We start from the raw sequence: 20,597 nt of genomic DNA, 5'->3' as shown, positions 1-20,597 counted from the left end.
GATGCGGGGGCAGCACGGCCGGCTAAGAAGCAGGAAACGCCGAGCCATGGATTGCATGATACCGGTCGCCGCCGGGTGACGGCGACCGGTATCCGAGCGTTACGCCGCCGGTCCGTAGACCGCCAGCTCGGTGCTGTCCTGGAACACGCAACCGCTGACGGTCGGCGGCTGGCCGGCCGGGCAGAGGCCCGCGTCCTGACCCTGCGTGGTCAGCATCGTGTAGCGGACGAACTGGATGCCGTCGCCCGTGCCCGCGGCCAGCGCGACCGGGGTCGGGGTGACGGTGCCGTTCGGGAAGCTGCCGCTCGCGGCCACGGCCCAGGTCGTGCCGTCGACCGAGGTCTCGACGCGGTAGCCACCGGTCGAGGCGGTCTCGTCGTCACCACAGGTGGCCGACGGGTTGATCACCAGTTCGGACACGTCGACCGCGCCCGAGAGCCGGATCACGGCGTTCACGCCCTCGGGCGCGACGTCCGAGCCCCAGCCCGAGATCTGCGACTGGTCGATCAACTGGGCCGGGCCACAGCCGAACGGCGTGTAGTCGGGCCCGGTGAAGCTGACGATCCCGGCCCCGCCCGAGGAGGCGGCCCAGTCCTTGCGGACCGACCAGTTCTCGGTCTTGGTGCCCGAGTTGATCGACAGCGTCTTGACCACGATGTCGTAGCCCGAACCGCGCGCGAACACCTTGGCGTACGTGCCCGGGATGATGCCCGAGATCGAGTACGAGCCGTCGGCGGCCGTGGTGGCCCGGTAGTCACCGGCGAAGCCGGAGGCGTGGCCGCCGAAGGCGACGGTCAGCCCGGCCACGGCGGCGCCGGTGTCGGCGTCGGTGGCCTTGCCCTTCAGGGTGCCGCGCGGGGTGTTGGCCGACGGCGGCAGCGAGAAGTCCTCGACCGGCTGGGCGTCGTCGCCGTCGATCGAGGCGGCGAAGTAGCCCATGCCCCGCTTGGCGAAGACCTTCCAGATGGCCTTGGCGTTCTTGCCGTTGTTGACGACCCGGTCCGCGGCCAGGATCGAGTTGCGCATGTCCAGGAAGGACGGGTTGGCCGGGGAGAGCTCCATGCCCCGCGTCACCAGCGACTGCGAGCTCTTGCTGCCGATCGCCGTGCGCAGGTCCCACAGGGTCTGGGCCCAGATCTCGCCGTCGGCGTGCACCTCGGGGCCACCGCCGTAGATCTTGCCGTAGTCGCCGTACGTGAACCCGCCGGGTCCCGCGCCCGGGGTGCCCGGGCAGGCCGCCGAGGTCGAGCCGACGGGGCAGTCCAGGGCCTCGTAGCGGATCGTGCCGCCCGCGGTCCAGTACTTGCCGATCAGCACCTCGCCCGGCTTGGCGGTGTCCTTCTCGAGACCCTTGGCCACCAGGTAGTCCCAGGCGTAGAAGTCGCTCCAGGCCTCACCCATCGAGCCGCCCTGCTGGTTGCTCAGGGTCGAGTTGCCGGCCGCGTCGACGACCAGGCGGTTGGACAGGCCGTGGGTGTACTCGTGGAACACCACGTCGGCCTCGTCACCGGTGTTGGCGGCGACCGAGGCGGGACCCGGGCTCAGCAGGTACATCTGCATGACCGGCGGGATGCCGTCGGGCGGGGTGTTCATGTTGGCGTTGTCGACGTGGTTCGGGTCGGGCAGGCCGTCCGCGGTGTTCGCGCCGTCCATGGCCTGGCCCTGCACGGCGTCGCCGTCGCGCGCCTCGAAGTTGCCGGCGGCCCGGGTGAAGCCGATCGGGCCGGCCTTCAGGTGGTCGTGGAAGGTGCCCAGGAACGTGAACAGCTGCACCGCGTTCTGCTTGCGGTTGGTCTGCCACGAGTTCGGGGTCTCCGGGTCCCACGAGCACGGGTACGCGTCGGAGCAGAGGCCACCGACCTCGTCGTTGAAGTCGACGAAGGGGTAGTTCCACTTGCGCAGGCCGGACGGACCGACCTCTTCGGACGCGTCGGGCAGGTCGTTGTCGTTCACGTCGGAGTAGACGTGGGCGACGTTGCCGCTGAGCATGCGCGCGTTGTCGGGCAGCCAGCCCTTGGCGTTCAGGTCGACCGGCTTCTGCTGACCACCGCGGGCCGCGCCCGGGTAGTTGGTCCACACGTCGGCGCTGTCATTGGCCACCGTGCTCTGGCGGTAGAGCACCTCGCCGCTGGTCGCGTCGATGACGTGCACGTAGCCCTCGTCGACGACGATCGTCTGCCAGGCCAGGCGCGGGCCCGACGCGGTCTGGAACCAGACCTTCTTGGCGTTGCCGTTGTCGGCGAACACCGTCTTGGCGCCCTCGGTCCTGGTGACCTTGGCGGTGGACGTGCCGAACACGTCCCTGACCGCGGTGGCGCGGGCGGCCGTGGCCGACAGCTTGGCCGCGCCGGCGCTCGACGGCAGCGACTTGAGCGGCGCCCCGTCGACCTGCACGAGCCGGCCGTCCTTGGCCACGTGGGCCTTCAGGCCGTTGCCGAAGACCGGCACCCCGTCGGCCACCTGCACCCAGCTCAGGTGGTGGGTGCCCTCGATGTCGACGTAGTCCTGGCGCAGCTCGAGGGAGGCCAGCGCGGCCGCGCTGAGGCCGAACACCTCGGGGTGGGCCTTGACGTAGTCGAGCGCGATCCTGGTCGGCTTCTGCTTGCTGGGCCCGGTCAGGAACCCGTCGAGCTTGGCCACCCGGCGCGGGGTGCCCGACGCCCGGTCGATGTCGACGATGCCCTGGATGCCGAGGGAGTCACGCAAAGTGTTGACCGCGGAGCCGGAGGGCGCCGGGACGGCGGCGCGGCTCAGGGCGGCGGTGGGTGCGGCGGCCGCGGCGGCGGCCAGGTTCTGGCGGGAGTCGTAGTCGGCTCGTCGCTGCGACTTGCTGTCGGTCGCCCCGGAAACGGCACCGGGAAGCGGTGCGGCCTGCGCCTGCGCGGGCAGGAGTGACGCGAGCAGGACGACGCCGGCGGCTGCCGCCCCCATCCGCCGGGTTGCGGACGGTACGGATAACGGTCTCAATTCAGCCCCTCTCGATCGGGCCTCACTGGTGAGACCCGTCGATGGCTGACTCTTCTTGTAGATCGGCAAATATAACTAGAGCGATGTCTGATTCTTTACCTATCCGATATTCATGTCCGGTTGACGGTTGTCGAATCAGCAGGGCGGCCGACCTCGGCGAGTTGCTGTGATCGGGCTAACCTGTGGTGACGGGGCGGCGTGGTCAGCCTTTTCGGTGATCTTTCGCCCCCGCGCCCCAGGATGGGCGCGCACACATACCTGGAGGAGGCCCGTGACAACCCCGACCTGGGACGAGCCCGGTGGACCGATGCCGAGCGACGAGTTCCGAGCCGCGACGTCGGCCATCATGACCAACATCGAACAGGTCATCGAGGGCAAGGGCGCAACGGTCCGGCTCGCGCTGGCGGTTCTGCTGGCCGAGGGCCACCTGCTCATCGAGGACGTGCCCGGTGTGGGCAAGACCAAACTGGCCAAGGCGCTGGCGCGGTCGATCGACTGCTCCGTGCGCCGCATCCAGTTCACCCCCGACCTGCTGCCCAGCGACGTCACCGGGGTCAGCGTCTACAACCAGGAGACGCGCGACTTCGAGTTCAAGCCGGGTGCGGTCTTCGCCAACCTGGTGGTCGGCGACGAGATCAACCGGGCGTCGCCCAAGACGCAGTCCGCCCTCCTCGAGTGCATGGAGGAGAGGCAGGTCACGGTCGACGGCACCACGTACGAGCTGCAGGCGCCGTTCATGGTGATCGCGACGCAGAACCCGATCGAGATGGAGGGCACGTACCCGCTGCCCGAGGCCCAGCGCGACCGGTTCACCGCCCGCATCGCCATGGGCTACCCGGACCCGCGGGCCGAGCTGGCCATGCTTGACGGGCACGACGCGCACGACCCGCTGAACGACCTGCGCGCCGTCACCGACGCCGCCCAGGTGCGCCGGCTGATCGCCACCGCGCGTGACGTGCACGCGGCCGAGGCCGTCCAGCAGTACGCGATCGCGCTGGTCACCGCCACCCGCGAGGCGCCCGAGCTGCGGCTCGGCGCGTCCCCGCGGTCGACGCTGCAGCTGATCCGCACCGCGAAGGCCGTGGCCGCGCTCGAGGGCCGCGACTACGTGCTGCCCGACGACCTGCAGGCGCTGGCCGTGCCGGTGCTCGCGCACCGCATCATCCCGACGGCCGACGCGCAGCTCAACCGGCGCACGACCGACGCCATCGTCTCCGAGATCGTGCACCGCCTGCCGTTGCCGCACGACCGCAACCGCTCGCCGTACGACACCCGGAACAACAGCGGCGGCCCCACCAACCAGTACGAGCCTCGGGGGCGCTGAACATGCGGGAGGCCCTCCGCGGCCTGACCACGCGCGGCCGCTCCTTCCTGGCGGCGGCCGCCGCGGCCGGCATCTCGGCGATCATCCTCGGCGAGCGCGACCTGCTGCGGGTGGCGATCCTGCTGGCCGCGCTGCCCCTGCTCGCCGCCGCGTACGTGGGCCGCAGCCGCTACAAGCTGGCCTGCACCCGCTCGCTCGACCCGGGCCGGGCCCCGGTCGGCTCGAGCGCGCGGGTGATCCTGCGCCTGCAGAACATGTCCCGCCTGCCCACCGGCACCCTGCTGCTGGAGGACAGGCTGCCGTACGCGCTGGGCAGCCGCCCCCGGGTGGTGCTCGAGCGTCTCGGCGCCCACCAGGCCAGCAGCGTGGCCTACACCGTGCGGGCCGACGTGCGCGGCCGCTACCCGATCGGCCCGCTGGTCATCCGGCTGACCGACCCGTTCGGCCTGTGCGAGCTGACCCGCTCGTTCCCCAGCGTCGACCGGCTCACCGTGATCCCCCAGGTGGTCACGCTGCCGGCGGTCCGGCTGGCCGGCGAGTACGCGGGCACCGGCGACAGCCGCGCCCGGTCGGTCGCGGTCCACGGCGAGGACGACGCGGCCACCCGCGAGTACCGGCGCGGCGACGACCTGCGCCGGGTGCACTGGCGTTCCACGGCCCGCACCGGCGAGCTGATGGTCCGCCGCGAGGAGCAGCCCTGGGAGAGCCGGGCCACCGTGGTGCTCGACACCCGGGTCTACGCGCACCGCGGCGAGGGCCCGACGGCCAGCTTCGAGTGGGCCGTCTCGGCCACCGCCAGCATCGCCATGCACCTGCGGCAGGCCGGCTACAAGCTGCGGCTGGTCACCGGCTCCGGCATCGACATCGACGCCGCCGAGGCCACCGGCGAGGGCATCATCCTCGACACCCTGGCCGACGTGAAGCTGGCCCAGAACGGCGACATCTCGGTGCTGGTCGAGCAGGTCCGCCGCCGCTCCGACGGCGGCCTGGTGATCGGCATCTTCGGCGCCCTGACCGTGCCCGAGGCCGAGCTGCTGACCCAGCTGCGCGGCAACGGCGCCACCTGTATCGGCTTCGCGATCGACAGCTCGACCTGGGTCAACCTGGGCCCGAGCGAGCGGCAGGAAGCCGACCGGGAGCATTCCGCGGCGGCGCTCGCCCTGGTGCACAGCGGCTGGCGCTCGGTGCCGGTCGTGCACGGGTCGACGCTGCCCGCGCTGTGGCCGGCGGCGGCGCGAGGCTCCAGCGGCTTCGCGTGGCGCGCGGCCATGGCCGAGACCGTGAGTGGAGTGAACCGATGAGCGGCCGGCGCCGTCTCGGGCTCGTCGCGGCGGGGGCCACCCTGCTCGCGGCCGCGCCCATCTCGTCGATCTTCGACAGCTACACCTGGCTGATGCAGTGCCTGCTGACCGTGGGCCTGATCGCCGGGGCCGCGGTCGGGGCGCGCACGCTGCGCTTCCCGGCCTGGGCCCAGGCGCTCAGCATGATCGTGATGCTGCTGCTCACGCTGACCTGGCTGTTCCCCAGCGGCTCGGAGTTCTTCATCCCGACGCCGTCCACGTTCAGCCACTTCGGCGAGCTGTTCACCCAGGCCGGGCAGGACACCCGGTCGTACGGCGTGCCCGTGCCCGACCGCGACGGCCTGCTCTTCGTCACGGTGCTCGGCATCGGCTCGGTGGCGATCGCGGTCGACCTGCTGACCGTCGTGGCCCGCAAACCGGCCCTGGCCGGGCTGCCGATGCTGGCCATCTATTCGGTGCCGGTCGCCGTATATGTCAACAGCGTCCCGGTGCTGCCGTTCATCATCGGCGCCGTCGGTTTCCTCTGGCTCCTGGTCAGCGACAACATCGACCGGGTACGCCGGTTCGGCCGCCGCTTCACCGGCGACGGGCGCGACGTCGACGTGTGGGAACCGTCCCCGCTCGCCTCGGCCGGTCGCCGGCTCGGCGCCATCGGTGTGGTCGCGGCGGTGCTGCTGCCGCTGCTGGTGCCGACGATCAGCGGCGGGCTGCTGTCCCAGCTCACCCAGAACGGCTCCGGGGTGGGCGTCGGCACGGGCAACGGCACCGGCGGGCGGATCAACCTGTTCGCCTCGCTCAGCGGTCAGCTCAGCCGCACCGAGGTGGTCGAGCTGGTGCGGCTCAAGACCAACGAGAGCACGCCGTACTACCTGCGCTTCGGCGTCGCCGACCAGCTCAACAACAACGGCTTCGGCAGCACCAACCCGTCCGGCGAGAACATCGCGCAGGGTCTGCCCGACCCGCGCACGTCGACCGCCGGCGGCTCGTTCGCCGAGCACCGGGCCGAGGTGCAGATCAGCGACAAGCTGCAGCAGGGCATGCTGCCGGTCTACCAGAACACGGTGGGGGTCGACGGGCTGCAGAACGGCTGGTTCTTCGACGACAACCAGCAGGTCGTCTACTCCAACCGCCGCTCGACCCGCGAGCTCACCTACAACTTCGAGTACGTGCGGGCCCGCTACACGCCGGCCCAGCTGCGCCAGGCCGAAGAGCTGAACCCGGACGACCCGATCGTCAAGCGCAACACCAACCACCCCGACGACGCGACCGTGTCGGCGCTGGTCCAGGAGCTCACGGCGGGCAAGCGGACCCAGTACGACAAGATCCGGGCCCTCTACGACCACTTCTCGATCAAGAACGGCTTCACCTACCGGTTGTCGACGCAGCCCATCGCGGCCAGTTCCGAGATCGCGGCGTTCCTGCAGACCAAGGTCGGCTACTGCCAGCAGTACGCGGCGGCGCTGGCCTGGATGGCCCGCGAGGCCGGGATCCCGGCCCGGGTGGCGTTCGGCTTCACCCGGGGCGAGAAGGACGGCGACACGTACGTCATCACCAACCGCAACGCCCACGCGTGGACCGAGGTCTACCTGAAGGGCTTCGGCTGGATCCCGTTCGACGCCACCCCGGCCGCCAACGTCGCCGGCGCGGCCCGGTCCGACTACGCCCCCGACGTCGACCTGCCCGAGCCGTCGACCACGGCCTCGGAGGCGACCGAGGTGCCGGAGGCCGACCCGTCGGCCGCCGCGGGCGGCGTGGAGCGGCCCGACCGCCCGGACTTCAGCGACCAGAGCGCGGCCGGTTCGACCGGGTCGGACTCGGGCGTCCTGTCCGGCACGGCGCTGCTCATCATCGGCCTGGCCGCTCTGCTCATCGCGTTGCTGCTGGTGCCGGCTCTGCGCCGGGTGCTGGTCCGCCGGCACCGGCACGCGGTCACCGTGCCCAAGCAACCCAGGGTCAGATCGGTCGAGGGCCCGGGCGACATCGTGGTGACGGCCGAGACCGTGAAGGCGCGGGCCGACGCGCACGCGGCCTGGGACGAGCTGATGGACACCATGGTCGACTTCCGGATCCCGATCGACCCGACCGAGACGCCCCGGGTCACGGTCCAGCGCCTGGTCACCGACGCGGTGCTGCTCGAGGAACCGGCCGCGGCGGCGACCCTGCTCGGGGCGGCCGAGGAAAGGGCCCGGTACGCCCGCAAGCCGCTCGAGGGCGGCGAGCTGACGGCGGCCCTGACCCGGGTGCGCAAGGGTCTGGCCCGCTCGGCCAACCGGCGTACGCGGCTGGCGGCGGTCCTGATGCCGCCGTCGGTGCTGATGCGCTGGCGGCTGGGGCTGGCCGAGGGGTCGGCCCGGCTGGTCACGGCCAGCGGGCGGCTGCGCGACATCCTGGCCAAGGCCAGCCCGCGCCGGCTGCTGCCGCACCGCGGTCGCTGACCCGACGGTTCACCGATGCCGCTCCCTCCCGCGCGGAGGGGGCGGCATGGCCGCTTCCAGGGAGCCATGCTGCTCCCTCCGTACGGCGGGGGCGGCATCGCCGCTTCCAGGGAGCCATGCTGCTCCCTCCGCACGGCGGGGGCGGCATCGCCGCTTCCAGGGAGCCGTAAGAACACGGGCCCCTCGCGGAGGGCGCGGTCAGTGCTCGGGAGTGCCGAGGGCCGGGCGGGTGGCGCCCAGCACCTCGTAGGCGCGGGCGACCACGGCGTCGTAGCGGCTGATCGGGCGGGTCTGCGGTGGGATCGGCGCGCCGGACGGGCCACGGCCGTGGCCGCTGAGGGCGGCGTAGGTGCCGGTGTCGGCCAGCACCCGCGCGACCGCCGGGCTGGGGCGGCGCAGGCGCAGCGAGCGGCCCTGCGCGCGGGCGTCCTCTTCGCAGTTGACCAAGGCGTTCACGACCAGCGCGTCGATGAAGGTGACCTCGGCGACGTCCAGCTCGACGGCGCGGTGCCCGTCGGCGAAGGCGGCCTCGACCACCCCGATCAGGGTGTTGCGATTGTCCCGGTCGAAGGCGCCGCGGGCGGACAGCAGCGCGTCACGACGGTCGGAATTGGTCAGAGCGATGATGCCCTGCGGTGGCGGAGTTTCCTCGACATCCATGCCCCTGCCCCTGCCGGTGAGCTGGCCTGCTTCCACCGTTCATCGTGACCCGGATCGACCGAAGGGACTAGCCATGAAGACAACTTGGCACGCATAAATATCCGACACACAGAAAGCCCGATGGCGGCCGGCGGGCCGCCATCGAAGAGCTTTGTGCAGGTGCCGCGGCTGTGACCGGTGAGGTCAGCCGCGGGCCCGGTTGTCGGTCAGCGGTGGCCCTCGGGGCGCTGGCGCCAGCGATCCTCGAGACGGTCGAGGAAGCCTGACTTGCGGGTCTGACGGGTGCGCCGCGTGGCGGTGCCCCCGACGGCCTGCAGGTCGGGAGCCGAACCCTTACGGCGCGACTGCATGGCGAACGCCGCGGCGCCCAGCATGACGACGAAGCCCGCGACGCCCAGCGGCGTGGTCCGGCTGACCGTGCCGTACACGACGAGGCCTAGGCCGAGAACGATGACGAACGCGGCGACGAGGAGCCGGCGTCGCGCGTGAAAACGCGGGTCGCTGGCCCGCACAGCCGAGGCGAACTTGGGGTCCTCGGCAAGCGACCGCTCGATCTGATCGAACAGCCGCTGCTCGTGCTCCGAGAGCGGCACGGCATTCCTCCCCGGGCGCAAATCCAACCCCCCAGGCGGGGTCGGGGTGACACTAAGGTAAGTGGCGCGGGACAGCCGTCGGCTGCCTTACCGAGCAAGTCTACGAGGGGCTTGGCGGGTCGGAAAGCGGGACGACCGTCGAGTGCGGGTGATTTTCGGTTCTGCGCAGGTCGCTTCGTCCCAAAAGACTGGCCGGAGAGAGCCCGCCCGGGCCGAAACGGGCGATGACGGCGTCGCGCGCGGCCTCCGCCTCGCGCCAGCCACGCTCGGGCTCACCCAGGCTGAGCTGCCGCGATGTGGTGGCGGTGGGTGTGAGGCCCTCGATCCGGACGCCGACGAGGCGAATGTGCTCGCGAGCGCCGAGCGCGGTGAACAGCGACCAGGAAATCTCAAATATCTCGCGCGCCACATCGGTGCTCGTGTGCACCGTGCGGGACCGGTTGACCGTCCGGAAGTCGGCCAGGCGCACTTTGATCGCCACCGTGCGGCCCACGACCCCGGCCGCGCGCAGCCGGGCGCCGACCTTGTCGGCCAGGGCGAGCAGGCTCTTGCGGATCACCGCGGGGTCGGCGACGTCGGTGTCGTAGGTCATCTCGGCGCCGATCGACTTCTCTTCGCGTTCCGGGCTGACCCCGCGCGGGTCGCGGCCCCAGGACAGCTCGTGCAGGTGGGTGGCGGCGGCCTCGCCCACCGCGCCGCGCAGCATGCCGACGGGGGCGTGGGCGATCTCGCCGACGGTGGTGAGGCCCAGGCGGCGCAGGGTCTCGGCGGCCCGCTCGCCGACGCCCCACAGCGCGTCGACCGGCAGCGGGTGCAGGAAGTCGAGCACGAGGGGGCCCGGCACGACGATCAGGCCGTCGGGCTTGGCCCGGGTCGAGCCGAGCTTGGCCACGAACTTGGTCGGGGCGACGCCGACCGAGCAGGTGAGCTGTTGCTCGTCGCGCATGCGGCGGCGGATCTCGCGGGCGATCCCGGTCGGGCGGCCGAGCAGGCGCTGGGCCCCGGTCACATCGAGAAAGGCCTCGTCGGACGAGAGCGGCTCGACCAGCGGCGTGACGTCGCGGAAGATCGCCATCACGGCCCTCGAGGCGGCGGCGATGGCCTCGCCCTCGACGGGCAGGAAGATCCCGCGAGGGCAGAGGGCCCGGGCCCGGGCGGTGGGCATGGCACTGCGAACGCCGAATCGGCGCGCCTCGTAACTGGCCGAGCTGACCACCCCGCGCGGCCCGACGCCACCCACGATCACCGGCTGCCCCCGCAGCTCGGGCCGCGCCCGGACGGCGACCGAGGCGAAGAACGCATCCATGTCGACGTGCAGGATCGTGCAGCCCGCGTCGTCGGCCCCCGGCCCGAAACGCGGGTCGCGCCCCTTCGGCACCGCCTGGCTACGCCCCACGTCGAGCAGGCTAGCCCGACCCCCTGACAAAACCGGATCACCGCAGGTCAGCGATCCTCTTCAGCGTCCCCTCGCCGCCCGCGGATCACGCAACGGCAAGGCCGCCGAACGAGACGTATCGTCTCGCCGTCATGCGTCACCTCCGCGGGACGAGACGTTTCGTACCGCGGCGGCGCGCTCGGAGGGCACGCGTGGGCGCGCGGCGGAAGGGGAATGCACGCGCCGCCAGGATGGCGGGTCTTGCGGGGGATTCCGTGTGTGCGCCGTCAGCGGGCGATGAGCAGGGGGATCTCCATTTCGGCGGCGGTCACCGAGGCGTGGTAGGCGATCAGGCGACCGATCGACGGGGGTTCCCAGCCGCCGGCCAGGGTGATGGCGCGGCCCTGGGCGATCACGGCCAGGTCGCCGATGCGGTCGCGGTGGTCGGCGGGGACCGGGCCGAACCAGCCGGCGTCGATCGCCTCGTCGCGGGTGAGCACCCACGCCGCGTCGCCGAGCACGCCTTGCCAGGCCGCGCGCACGTCGTCGAGGCCGCCCGGGGCGGCGTAGAGATAGCGGACGCGGGGCTCACCGGCCACGCCCACCACCCCGTCCCGCAGTTCCGGGATGTCGGCCATGTCGTAGCGGGCGTCGTTCGGGACGTTGAGCTGGCCGTGGTCGGCGACGACGAGCAGGGCGGAACGCGGCGGCAGACCGTGCACGAGGTGGTCGAGCAGCGCCTCGACGTCGCGGGCGGCCGCGCGCCACCGGGGCGAGTCGACGCCGTCGCCGTGGCCGACGTGGTCGAGGTCGGCGTGGTAGCCGTAGACCAGGGCCGGGCCGGTCGCTGCCGACAACGCCGCGAGCATGTGATCGGCCAGCGCGCCGGCCGCGGGTGCATAGGTGGCGCCGCGATAGGCCGACACCGTCAGCCCACTGCCCTCGAACTCGGGCTTGTTCACCACAGTCACCTCGACCCCGGCTGCCGCCGCGAGCTGGAACCGGGTCGGCACGGGCTGCCACTGGGCCGGATCGGGGTCGTGCTTCCACTGGATGTGGTTGAGCACCCGTCCGTCCGGTCGGCGCACCGTGAAGCCGAGGACGCCGTGCGCACCGGGCGGCACCCCCGTGCCCAAAGTGACCAGGCTGACCGGGGTGGTCGAGGGGAAGCCCGCCGTCAACGTGCGGCCGCGCCCGGCCAGATCGGCCAGGACCGGGGCGTACGGGGTGATGATCGGGATCTGATGGGCCCCGAGCCCGTCGACCAGGAGGACGGCGACGCGCTCGATCCCGTCGAGCTCAGCGCCGAGCCCCAGCGCGTCGTGCGCGCCGGGCACTCCCAGCACCGCCGACACGCTGGGGAGCACGTCGGCCAGGCTGCCCGACCCGTAGGCGGGCCGCACCGGTTCGAACGCCGTCGCCAGCAGCCGATCGTCCGGCACGACCAGGGGCATTTCCGTCACCATGCCGGCCGCCCGCCGAGAACCGGCACGGCACGAAGCCACCCGGCGGAAGGTGGCAGGGCCGGAAGCCACCCGGCCGAAGACGGCACGGCCGGAAGCCACCCGGCCGAAGACGGCACGGCCGGAAGCCACCCGGCCGAAGACGGCAGGGCAGGAAACCGGCCGGCGGGTGACTGCACCGTCATGGCTTGCGGGCGAAGAGGTGCAGCTGGGAGGCGATGTCGCGGAACGGCGGGCGGGCCGAGAGCTCGAGTTCGAGGTCGAGCAGCGCCTGGGGGTCCTCCTCGACGACCGCGGCCGGCAGCAGGTCGGCCAGGACCCGTACGCCATGGGTCTGTTCGATCGTCAGGCCGGCCGCGTCGAGCAGGGCCGTCGCGCTGTCGGCGTCGTACCGCCGGCGCAGGGTGTCCCGGACCCCGGCCCGGCCCTCGGGGTCGGCCGCGACCGCCCCGGCCGCCCGCAGATGACCGTTGATGGCCCGGCCCAGGATGGCCGCCGCCCGGCCCGCCACCAGCACACTGACCGCGCCGCCGGGCCGCAGGGCCCCGGCCATCGCGGCCACCACCCCGGCCGGGTCGTCGACGACCTCGAGCACGGCGTGGCACAGGATCAGGTCGACGCTGCCCGGCTCGACGAGCCCGGCCAGCGCGTCGCCGTCGCCCTGGACGGCGCGGACCCGGTCGGCGACCCCGGCGTCGGCGGCCCGGCGGGTCAGCGCGGCCAGCGCGTCGGGGCTGGCGTCGACGACGGTGACGGCGTGCCCCGCCTCGGCCAGCGGCACGGCGAAGCCGCCGGTGCCACCGCCGACGTCCAGGACGGTCAGCTCGCGATCGGCCTGTCGTTCCAGCTCGCGGCGCAGCACCGCCCAGACGGCGGCGGTGCGGGCGGAGACGAGCGGGCGCGCTGTCCGCGTCGATGCGTTTTCCACACGGGCAGAGTAACGGCAGCCGGTTGCGTCTTTCAGAACCGGAACAGCACCCCGGTGGCGCGGCGCATGTCGCAGGTGTTGCCGAAGCGGTGCGTCCAGTTCACCGTGCGGCCCTCCCAGGTGCCGGTGACGGTGGCGGTGACCGGCTGGTAGAGCAGGACGCAGGCGGTCGACGCGCGCTTGATCCGGCCCGGGTCGGCGTCGACCTCGTCGAGCGTCGCGCAGGCCTGCACCGGCTGGGGGTGGCCACCACCGGGCGGGTCACAGGTGAGCTTGACCGCCATCGCGAAGCCGGCCGCGGCCTGATAGCTGAGCGTGACCTCGTTGGTGGTGGGGCGCGGCGGGGCGCCGTAGGTGGGCGGCGGGTCGGGCACCGGGCCGATCAGCGCGGCGGCGAGAAGAAGCGGGAGCATGTCACCAAAGGTACAAAATAGGGCGAAAGCAATGTTCAGCGGAAGTCGCGGGAGGCCGGCGACACCGGCGGGGTGATCGCCTCGAGCCGGTCCGCGACCAGGTTGAGCACGTTCTCGGCCGACTTCTCGAGGCGGCCGCGCACGATCAGCGCCGAACTGGTGCGGGCCACCCGCCGGTAGCGCTGCCACAACCCCGGTGAGCAGGTCACGTTCAGCATCCCGGTCTCGTCCTCGAGGTTCACGAAGGTCACCCCGCCCGCGGTCGCCGGGCGCTGCCGGTGGGTCACGATGCCGCCGACCCGGATCCGGGTGCCCGCCTCGACCCGGCCCAGCTTCGCGATCGGCAGGGCGCCGGCCCGGTCGAAGTCGGCTCGCAGGAACTGGGCCGGGTGCGTCTCGGGCGACAACCCGGTGGCCCAGACGTCGGCCACCAGCTCGTCGACCGCGCTCAGGCCGGGCAGCATCGGCGCGTCGGTGCCGGTCACCGTGCCGGGCAGGCGGTCGGGCCGGTCCTGGGCGGCCGCGCCGGCCGCCCACAGGGCCTCCCGCCGGGTGAGACCGAACGCCGCGAAGGCGTCGGCCGTGGCCAGGGCCTCGAGGTGGGTGGTCGAGCATCCCGTACGCCGGGAAAGATCGCTCATATTGCGGTACGGCCCATTGGCGCGGCGCTCATGCTCGATGCGCTCGGCCAGGTCTTCGCCGAGGGTACGGATGCTGGCCAGCCCCTGCCGGACGGCCGGGCCACCGAGGCCCCAGGCGTGCGGCGGCTCCCCGGGCAGCGCACCCCAGCGGGTCTTCGGCGTCGATTCGAGAACGGCTTTGGCGTCGCTCCGGTTGATGTCGGGCCGGCGCACCTCGACCCCGTGCCGGCGGGCGTCGTCGACCAGCGACTGGGGCGAATAGAAACCCATCGGCTGCGCGTTCAGCAACGCCGCGCAGAAAGCGGCCGGGTGATACCGCTTCAGCCACGCGCTGGCGTACACCAGATAGGCGAAGCTCATCGAGTGACTCTCCGGGAAACCGTAGTTGGCGAAGGCGGAGAGTTTCAGGAACAGGTCGTCGGCGAGCTCACCGGTGATCCCGTTGGCGGCCATCCCCTCGTACAGACGCCTCTTGATTTTCTCCATCTTCTCGACCGACCTTTTCGAGCCCATCGCCCGGCGCAACTGGTCGGCCTCGGCCGGGTCGAAACCGGCGACGTCGATCGCCAGCTGCATGAGTTGTTCCTGGAAGAGCGGCACACCGAGCGTTTTCTCGAGCGCGTTGCGCATCAGCGGATGCGGATAGGTGACCTCTTCCAAACCGTTCTTGCGCCGGATGAACGGGTGGACCGAACCACCCTGGATCGGGCCCGGCCGGATCAGCGCCACCTCGACCACCAGGTCGTAGAAGACGCGCGGTTTGAGCCGGGGCAGGGTCGCCATCTGAGCCCGGCTCTCGACCTGGAAAACGCCGACCGAATCGGCCCGGCAGAGCATGTCGTAGACCTCGGCATCGGTCAGGTCCATGGTGGAGATGTCCAGATCAGATTCGATCATTTCGTACGCATAGCGCAGCGCGGAAAGCATGCCGAGCCCGAGCAGATCGAACTTGACGAGCTCGACCGCCGCACAGTCGTCCTTGTCCCACTGCAGCACCGTGCGGCCCGGCATCCGCCCCCACTCGACCGGGCAGACCTCGATGATCGGGCGGTCGCAGATCACCATGCCGCCCGAATGGATGCCCAGGTGGCGCGGGAAGTCCTGCACCTGGTTGGCGAACTCGACGACCGGGGCCGGAATGTCCTCGACGTCGGCCGTGGCCACACTCCCCCACCGGTCGATCTGTTTGCTCCAGGCGTCCTGCTGACCCGGCGAGAACCCGAACGCCTTGGCCATGTCGCGCACCGCCGACCGCGGCCGGTACGAGATGACGTTCGCGACCTGGGCCGTGTGCTCGCGGCCGTATTTGCGATAGACGTGCTGGATGACCTCCTCGCGACGGTCCGACTCGATGTCGACGTCGATGTCGGGCGGCCCGTCGCGTTCCGGGGCGAGGAACCGTTCGAAGAGCAGGTTGTGCGCGACCGCGTCCACATTGGTGATGCGCAGCGCGTAACAGACGGCCGAGTTGGCCGCGCTGCCCCGGCCCTGGGCATAGATCTTTTCGTCCCGGCAGAAACGCACGATGTCGTACACGACCAGGAAGTAGCCGGGGAAGCCGAGCTCGTCGATCATGCGGAGCTCGTACTCGATCTGCTCGTACGCCTTCGGATGGGCCGCGGGCGGGCCGTACCTCTCCTGGGCGCCGCGCATGGTGAGCTCGCGCAGCCAGGTCATCTCGGTGTGCCCCGGCGGGACGGGGAAGTCGGGCAGCTTCGGCGCGACCAGGTTGAGGTCGAACGCCAGCCCCTCACCGAACATCGCGGCGTTGGCCACCGCCCCCGGATAGGCGGCGAACCGGCGGGCCATCTCGTCGCCGCTGCGCAGGTGGGCGGTGCCGGCCGCGGGCAGCCAGCCGTCGATCTCGTCCAGGCTGCGGCGCGACCGGACGGCGGCCAGGGCAGTGGCCAGCCGGCGCCGGGCCGGGGTCGCGTAGTGCACGTTGTTGGTGGCGACCACCTCCAGCCCCCGGCCCCGGGCCAGGCCGAACAGGGCGTCGTTGCGGTCGTCGTCGTACGGGTCGCCGTGCGAGGTCAGCTCGACCGCGACATTGGGCCGGCCGAACAACGCGACCAGCCGGTCGAGCTCGGCCGCGGCGGCGTTGACGCCCCCGGTGGCCAGTGCGGCCGGGACCGGCCCCTTGCGGCAGCCGGTGAGGATCAGGACGTGGTCCCGCAGCGTCTCGGCGATGTCCTCGAGATCCCCGTACTCGGGCTTGCCCTTCTCGCCACCGGCCAGCTGACCACGCGAGACGACGGCGGCCAGCCGGGCGTACCCCTCGTGCCCGTGGGCCAGGGCGAGCAGGTGGCGGCCCTCGGGGTCGGCCTCGCCGTTCTGCGGCTTGCTCAGATCGAGCGACAACTCGGCGCCGAAGATCGTGGGCAGGGCGAGCTCGCGGGCGGCCTGCGAGAACCGGACCACGCCGTAGAACCCGTCGTGGTCGGTGACGGCCAGCCCGTTCAGCCCGAGGCGGGCCGCCTCCTCGGCCAGTTCCTCGGGATGACTGGCGCCGTCGAGAAAACTGAAATTCGTGTGGCAGTGCAATTCGGCGTACGGGGTGACCTGCTCCCGGCGCACCAGGGCGGGCGCCTCGTAGGGTTGCCGCTTGCGCGACCAGGCCGGCGAGTCGCCCCCGTCGCCGTCGATGGCGAGCGGGTCGACGACGGGCTGCAGGTGCCGCTGCGCCTTGGGCCCGGAGAGCGTCTTCTCCAGCTCCGACCAGGACACTTTCGGGTTATGAAAGCCCATGACACGCCTCAGTCATAGATGGCCTCCACCGACCAGTGGCCGGCCGACAGGGACAGCAACAGGGCGCGGCCGTCGTCCAGCACCACCTGGAAGCGCGCCCGGCGGCGCGACTCGGCGGGCGCCCACCAGCGCTCCTCGACCGGCCACGGTCCGGCCCAGGCGGTGATCACGACCGGTTGGGCCCGCTCGATCACCAGGGCGGCCGGGGCTCCGGTGGGTTCCAGGCGGGCGCTGACTCCTACCGGGTCACCCTGGCCGTCCAGCACCACCGCCGGTAGCGGGCGGGTCAGCACCAGGGCCGGGGCGGGTTTGGGCAGCCGGCCGGGCCAGGGTGGGAGGACGGGGGGCTTGGCGCCTTTCCGCCGCTTTTGTTCGGGTGGCGGGAACGGTGCGGGCTCATCGCGTACGCCGGAAGCGGTTGCGGCCAGGACCGGGTGGGTCCGGACGCCGGGGACCGGGTCGGCGTGGGGCGCGGCCGGGCGGTGCGGGTCACGTTCGTCGCCCCACGGGACCAGGCGGATCTGGTCGTCGGCGTTGCGGCCGCCGGTGAACACGGGCGTGACCACCGACTCGGGGCCGAGCAGGCCCTGCACCCGGCTGAACGCCCGGTGGGCCCGCTCGCGGTCGGCGCCGGCGTCACCCCACAGGCCGGGCTGCAGTCCGAGGTGGACGAGCACGCCGTCCGGGATCAGGCGCAACCGCACCAGACCGGCGGTGGGCCGGGCCGGGGCGCCGCGGCGGGCCCCGGTGAGCCAGCCGTCGAGCTGCCAGCGGACCCGTTCGGCGATGGCGGCCGCGGTCAGGGTGCCGTCGTGCCGCCAGACGCGGTGCAGCTCCTGGCCGTTGGCGGTGACCGCTTCGATGCCGAGTCGGGTGCAGGCCAGCCCGTACGCGGCCAGCTTGTCGTGCAACCGCTCGGCCAGCGACCGCCCGGCGAACGCGGCCACGTCCACGCGTTCCAGCGGCTCGTCGTAGGTCTCGGTGACCTCCAGATCGGGCGGCGGGCGGCGCACCGCCAGCGGCCGATGATCGAACCCGGCGGCCAGCCGGTGCGCGAGCGCCCCGTCGAACCCGAACCGGGTCAGCACGTCACCGGCCGGCAGCGCCGCGAACTCGCCCAGCGTCTTGAGGCCGAGCCGCTTGAGCAGGTCGGTCAGCTCGGGCCGCTCGATCGCCTCGATCGGCTGGGCCGACAGGAAGGCGGGCGTGCCACCGGGCGGAATCACCTGCCCGTTGCGAGCGGCGAGCCCCGCCGCGAACACCCCTTCGGCGATGCCGACCTGGCTCTCCACCTCGCAGGCCTGGGCGACCTGCTCGACGATCCGCTCGGCCGCGGCCTCCTCCCCACCGAAGTACCGGGACGGCCCGCGCGCGGCCAGGGCCAGGGCCCCCGGCCGGATCACCTCGACGCCCACCGCGACCTCCTCGACGGCGGCCACCACCGGTTCGAAGGCCCGCGCGTCCCGCCCCGGATCGTGTTCGACGGCGGTGAGCTGCGGGCATCGGCTCTGCGCTTCCCGCCGCCGCAACCCCCGGCGTACGCCCTCCTGCCGCGCCGCCTCCGAGCAGGCGATCACCCGGTTCCCGTGCAACACGATGACCGGCTGCGCCGCGGGAAGGCCGGACACGATCTCGGCCGCGATGACCGGCCAATCCGGACACCACACCAACATGGTCCGCCCACCGACACTCCCGGCCGCCCCCATCTCACACCGCCGCCGATCCGGGGGCGGCTTTCTCCCCCGGGAAAGCCAGCACACGCCCACCCTCCACACCGGACAAATTTCCGTCTTCCTCCCACAACCGGGCCGGCCGCTGCTCAACAGCGGCCCTAGCCACCGCCCGCAGCGAGCGACCAGTTTTGGCCGCCGGCGATGAGGGCGATGGCAGAGAACCGGCCGGGGCGGGAGCCGGGCGCCGTGGGCGGCCTGTGCTTGCCGCCGGGGACGAGGGTGATGTCGGGACAGGTGCCGGGCGCTGCGGGGGGTTTGCGTCGGCGGCTGGGGACGGGGGTTGCTGGGGGGTGTCGGTGGGGACGGAGACCAGGTGGGGGCGGGTGGATCGATCCGGTGTGGACTGGTCGGGTGTGGGGCCGGCGATGGGGTCCGGGGTCAGGGGGCGGATCGTGACGCCGGGCATCCACATGGTTATTTCTTTGGGGCGGGCGGCGGCGCCCCGGCCGCGGGCCAGCACTCGCACCCGGCGGCGGCGCAAGCGGCCGTGGCCCTCGTCGAGGCCTTCCCAATGGCCCTCGAGGACGCGCAGGGTCACGTCGGCACCGGACCAGTCGCCGTACGGGACCAGGACGCTGCCGCGCTGGCGGGCCCGGGCCACCAGGCGGGAGGCGATCGAGGCGGAGACTCCGCCGGGGACGGCCAGCACGATCAGGTCGACGCCGTCGATCAGGGCGGCCACCACGGTGGGCCACTCGGGGCCGGGGTCGGGCACCAGGGCCAGCCGGTCGAGGGCGATCCCACTCTCGGCGGCGGCGATCGCGCCCAGCGACGGCACCCCCACCACCGCGCACCAGGAACCCTGGCGGGAGGCTTCGGACAGCAGGGCCAGCAGCAGGGACGTCCCACCAGCGGCCGCCGCGGAGGGCCCGGCCGTGACCGCGACGGTGCTGCCGCGGCGCAGCCCGTGACCGGGCAGCAGCGAGCTCAGCTCCGGCACCACCGGGATGGTCCGGTGGAGGCCCGCCGTCTCCGTCTCACCCGCCGCCCGAACCAGTTCGGCAAGGGCGGCCGCACCGCTGATCATGCGTCCCGCCATCTGTTGCCTCACTCTGTTGCTCAATCTCTTCCGCCACGAGCCGGCCGTCGCGCGGGCACGACGACGGGACGCTCGCCGGATCTCGGCGAGTGTTCGGCCGGAGGATCACGATTCCGCTGGGCTGGGCTGGGCTAGGACCGGCGGGCGCGGGAAGGTCAGGCGGCGGCCAGCGGGGGCTGGTAGGTCAGGCCCAGGGTGGACTCGACGACGGCCACGAACTGTTCGGCTGCGCGCAGCAGGTCGTCGGCCTCGCGGGGGCTGACCACCCGCGGGATGCCGGCCTCGGCGGCGGCGCGTTTGGAGGCGCCCAGGGCGAAATAGTTGGCCCACTCGCCGAAGTCGGGGGCGACCAGCACCAGCAGCGACCAGACGCTGGTCACGCGGCTGCGGCGACTGGCCGGAGCGGGACGGGCCCGGGCCGCGAGCACGGCGGCCGCGGCGCGCAGGGCGGCCAGGTGGGCCGCGGCGTAGCGCAGGCCGTCGGGGCCGGTGCGCGCGGCCGCGGCCAGGCCCTCGCGGGCGATGGCCAGCAGCTGAGCGGGAGTGCGCTGGGGCAGCATGTGGGCCGGCACGGTGGGGGCGTCGGCGCGGACGGCCGCGGTCGGCGCGTGCGCCAGCGCCGGGGCGCCCGGCGAAGCCTGGCGGGGCGCGGGGACGGTGGAGGCCGGGGCACGCGCAGGCATGCGGGTGGCCGCGGCCGGACCCGGGGTGGCCGGGCTGGGCCGGGCGGCCGGGGCCAGGCCAGGAGCCGGCCAAAGGCTGGGCGCCGTGTGGCTCGCCATCTGTTTCTCCTCGCGTGCTCGCATCCGACGTGCCAAATCGAACCGAGGCGTCTGCGGAGGAAGGCGCAGCAGCCTGTGGTGGTGACCGGCCGGGTGTGAAGCTTCCCCACACCACACCCGGCCGGACCTGCCCGGCGGGTCCGTCGCCCGCCACCCGGGGGTCGGGGGCGGCGGGCGACGGTCCTGCCTTGTCTG

General features: G+C 72.6%; 13 protein-coding genes and 1 pseudogene. 3 read left to right on the top strand and 11 right to left on the bottom strand.

Going from position 1 to position 20,597, the window contains the following annotated elements:
* Positions 1-99: 99 nt before the first annotated feature.
* Positions 100-2,931 (bottom strand): M36 family metallopeptidase, encoded by a 2,832-nt coding sequence (locus M1L60_RS36730; RefSeq protein WP_253242157.1) that lies wholly within the window; start codon positions 2,929-2,931, stop codon positions 100-102.
* 307 nt (positions 2,932-3,238) lie between these two features.
* Between M1L60_RS36730 and M1L60_RS36725 the strand changes: the two genes are divergently transcribed.
* The 3 genes from M1L60_RS36725 to M1L60_RS36715 are packed head-to-tail and all read left to right on the top strand — an operon-like array spanning position 3,239 to position 8,027.
* The gene (locus M1L60_RS36725; RefSeq protein ID WP_253242156.1) at positions 3,239-4,291 is read left to right on the top strand and encodes an AAA family ATPase; all 1,053 of its coding nucleotides are present in this window, start codon (positions 3,239-3,241) and stop codon (positions 4,289-4,291) included.
* 2 nt (positions 4,292-4,293) lie between these two features.
* Positions 4,294-5,592: a DUF58 domain-containing protein gene (locus tag M1L60_RS36720; protein WP_253242155.1), complete on the top strand. Its 1,299-nt coding sequence runs from the start codon at positions 4,294-4,296 to the stop codon at positions 5,590-5,592.
* A complete protein-coding gene (locus tag M1L60_RS36715) occupies positions 5,589-8,027 on the top strand; it encodes a transglutaminase TgpA family protein (protein WP_253242154.1) in 2,439 nt (812 codons plus the stop codon). The genes M1L60_RS36720 and M1L60_RS36715 overlap by 4 nt, the downstream gene beginning before the upstream one ends.
* A gap of 198 nt (positions 8,028-8,225) precedes the next feature.
* Here M1L60_RS36715 and M1L60_RS36710 read toward each other — a convergent pair whose 3' ends face one another.
* The 10 genes and pseudogenes from M1L60_RS36710 to M1L60_RS36665 all read right to left on the bottom strand — a co-directional run bounded on the left by M1L60_RS36710 (position 8,226) and on the right by M1L60_RS36665 (position 20,180).
* Complete coding sequence (locus M1L60_RS36710; RefSeq protein ID WP_253242153.1) at positions 8,226-8,687, bottom strand: STAS domain-containing protein; 462 nt, start codon at positions 8,685-8,687, stop codon at positions 8,226-8,228.
* A gap of 206 nt (positions 8,688-8,893) precedes the next feature.
* Entirely contained in the window at positions 8,894-9,280 is a 387-nt protein-coding gene (locus M1L60_RS36705; RefSeq protein ID WP_253242152.1) for an SCO2097 family morphological protein, read from the bottom strand.
* Between the two features lie 100 nt (positions 9,281-9,380).
* Complete coding sequence (gene dinB / locus M1L60_RS36700) at positions 9,381-10,676, bottom strand: DNA polymerase IV (protein ID WP_253242151.1); 1,296 nt, start codon at positions 10,674-10,676, stop codon at positions 9,381-9,383.
* Positions 10,677-10,942: 266 nt separating this feature from the next.
* Positions 10,943-12,109, bottom strand: coding sequence for an alkaline phosphatase family protein (locus M1L60_RS36695; RefSeq protein WP_253242150.1), 1,167 nt, complete (start codon positions 12,107-12,109; stop codon positions 10,943-10,945).
* A gap of 190 nt (positions 12,110-12,299) precedes the next feature.
* Complete coding sequence (locus M1L60_RS36690) at positions 12,300-13,046, bottom strand: methyltransferase domain-containing protein (RefSeq protein WP_253242149.1); 747 nt, start codon at positions 13,044-13,046, stop codon at positions 12,300-12,302.
* Between the two features lie 32 nt (positions 13,047-13,078).
* Complete coding sequence (locus M1L60_RS36685) at positions 13,079-13,459, bottom strand: SSI family serine proteinase inhibitor (protein ID WP_253242148.1); 381 nt, start codon at positions 13,457-13,459, stop codon at positions 13,079-13,081.
* A 35-nt stretch (positions 13,460-13,494) separates the two neighbouring features.
* Complete coding sequence (locus tag M1L60_RS36680; protein WP_253242147.1) at positions 13,495-16,848, bottom strand: error-prone DNA polymerase; 3,354 nt, start codon at positions 16,846-16,848, stop codon at positions 13,495-13,497.
* A gap of 8 nt (positions 16,849-16,856) precedes the next feature.
* Positions 16,857-18,554 carry a DNA polymerase Y family protein gene (locus M1L60_RS36675; protein ID WP_253242146.1) on the bottom strand — a complete coding sequence of 566 codons (1,698 nt, stop codon included), beginning with the start codon at positions 18,552-18,554 and terminating at the stop codon, positions 16,857-16,859.
* Between the two features lie 310 nt (positions 18,555-18,864).
* Positions 18,865-19,620, bottom strand: a pseudogene (gene imuA', locus M1L60_RS36670) (DnaE2-dependent mutagenesis accessory factor ImuA'); the annotation flags it as partial.
* Between the two features lie 155 nt (positions 19,621-19,775).
* Positions 19,776-20,180, bottom strand: coding sequence for an SAV_6107 family HEPN domain-containing protein (locus M1L60_RS36665; protein WP_253242178.1), 405 nt, complete (start codon positions 20,178-20,180; stop codon positions 19,776-19,778).
* Positions 20,181-20,597 lie beyond the last annotated feature (417 nt).

The sequence above is a fragment of the Paractinoplanes aksuensis genome (assembly GCF_024137025.1).
Lineage (GTDB): Bacteria > Actinomycetota > Actinomycetes > Mycobacteriales > Micromonosporaceae > Actinoplanes > Actinoplanes aksuensis.
This window is presented reverse-complemented; position numbering and strand designations above follow the sequence as displayed.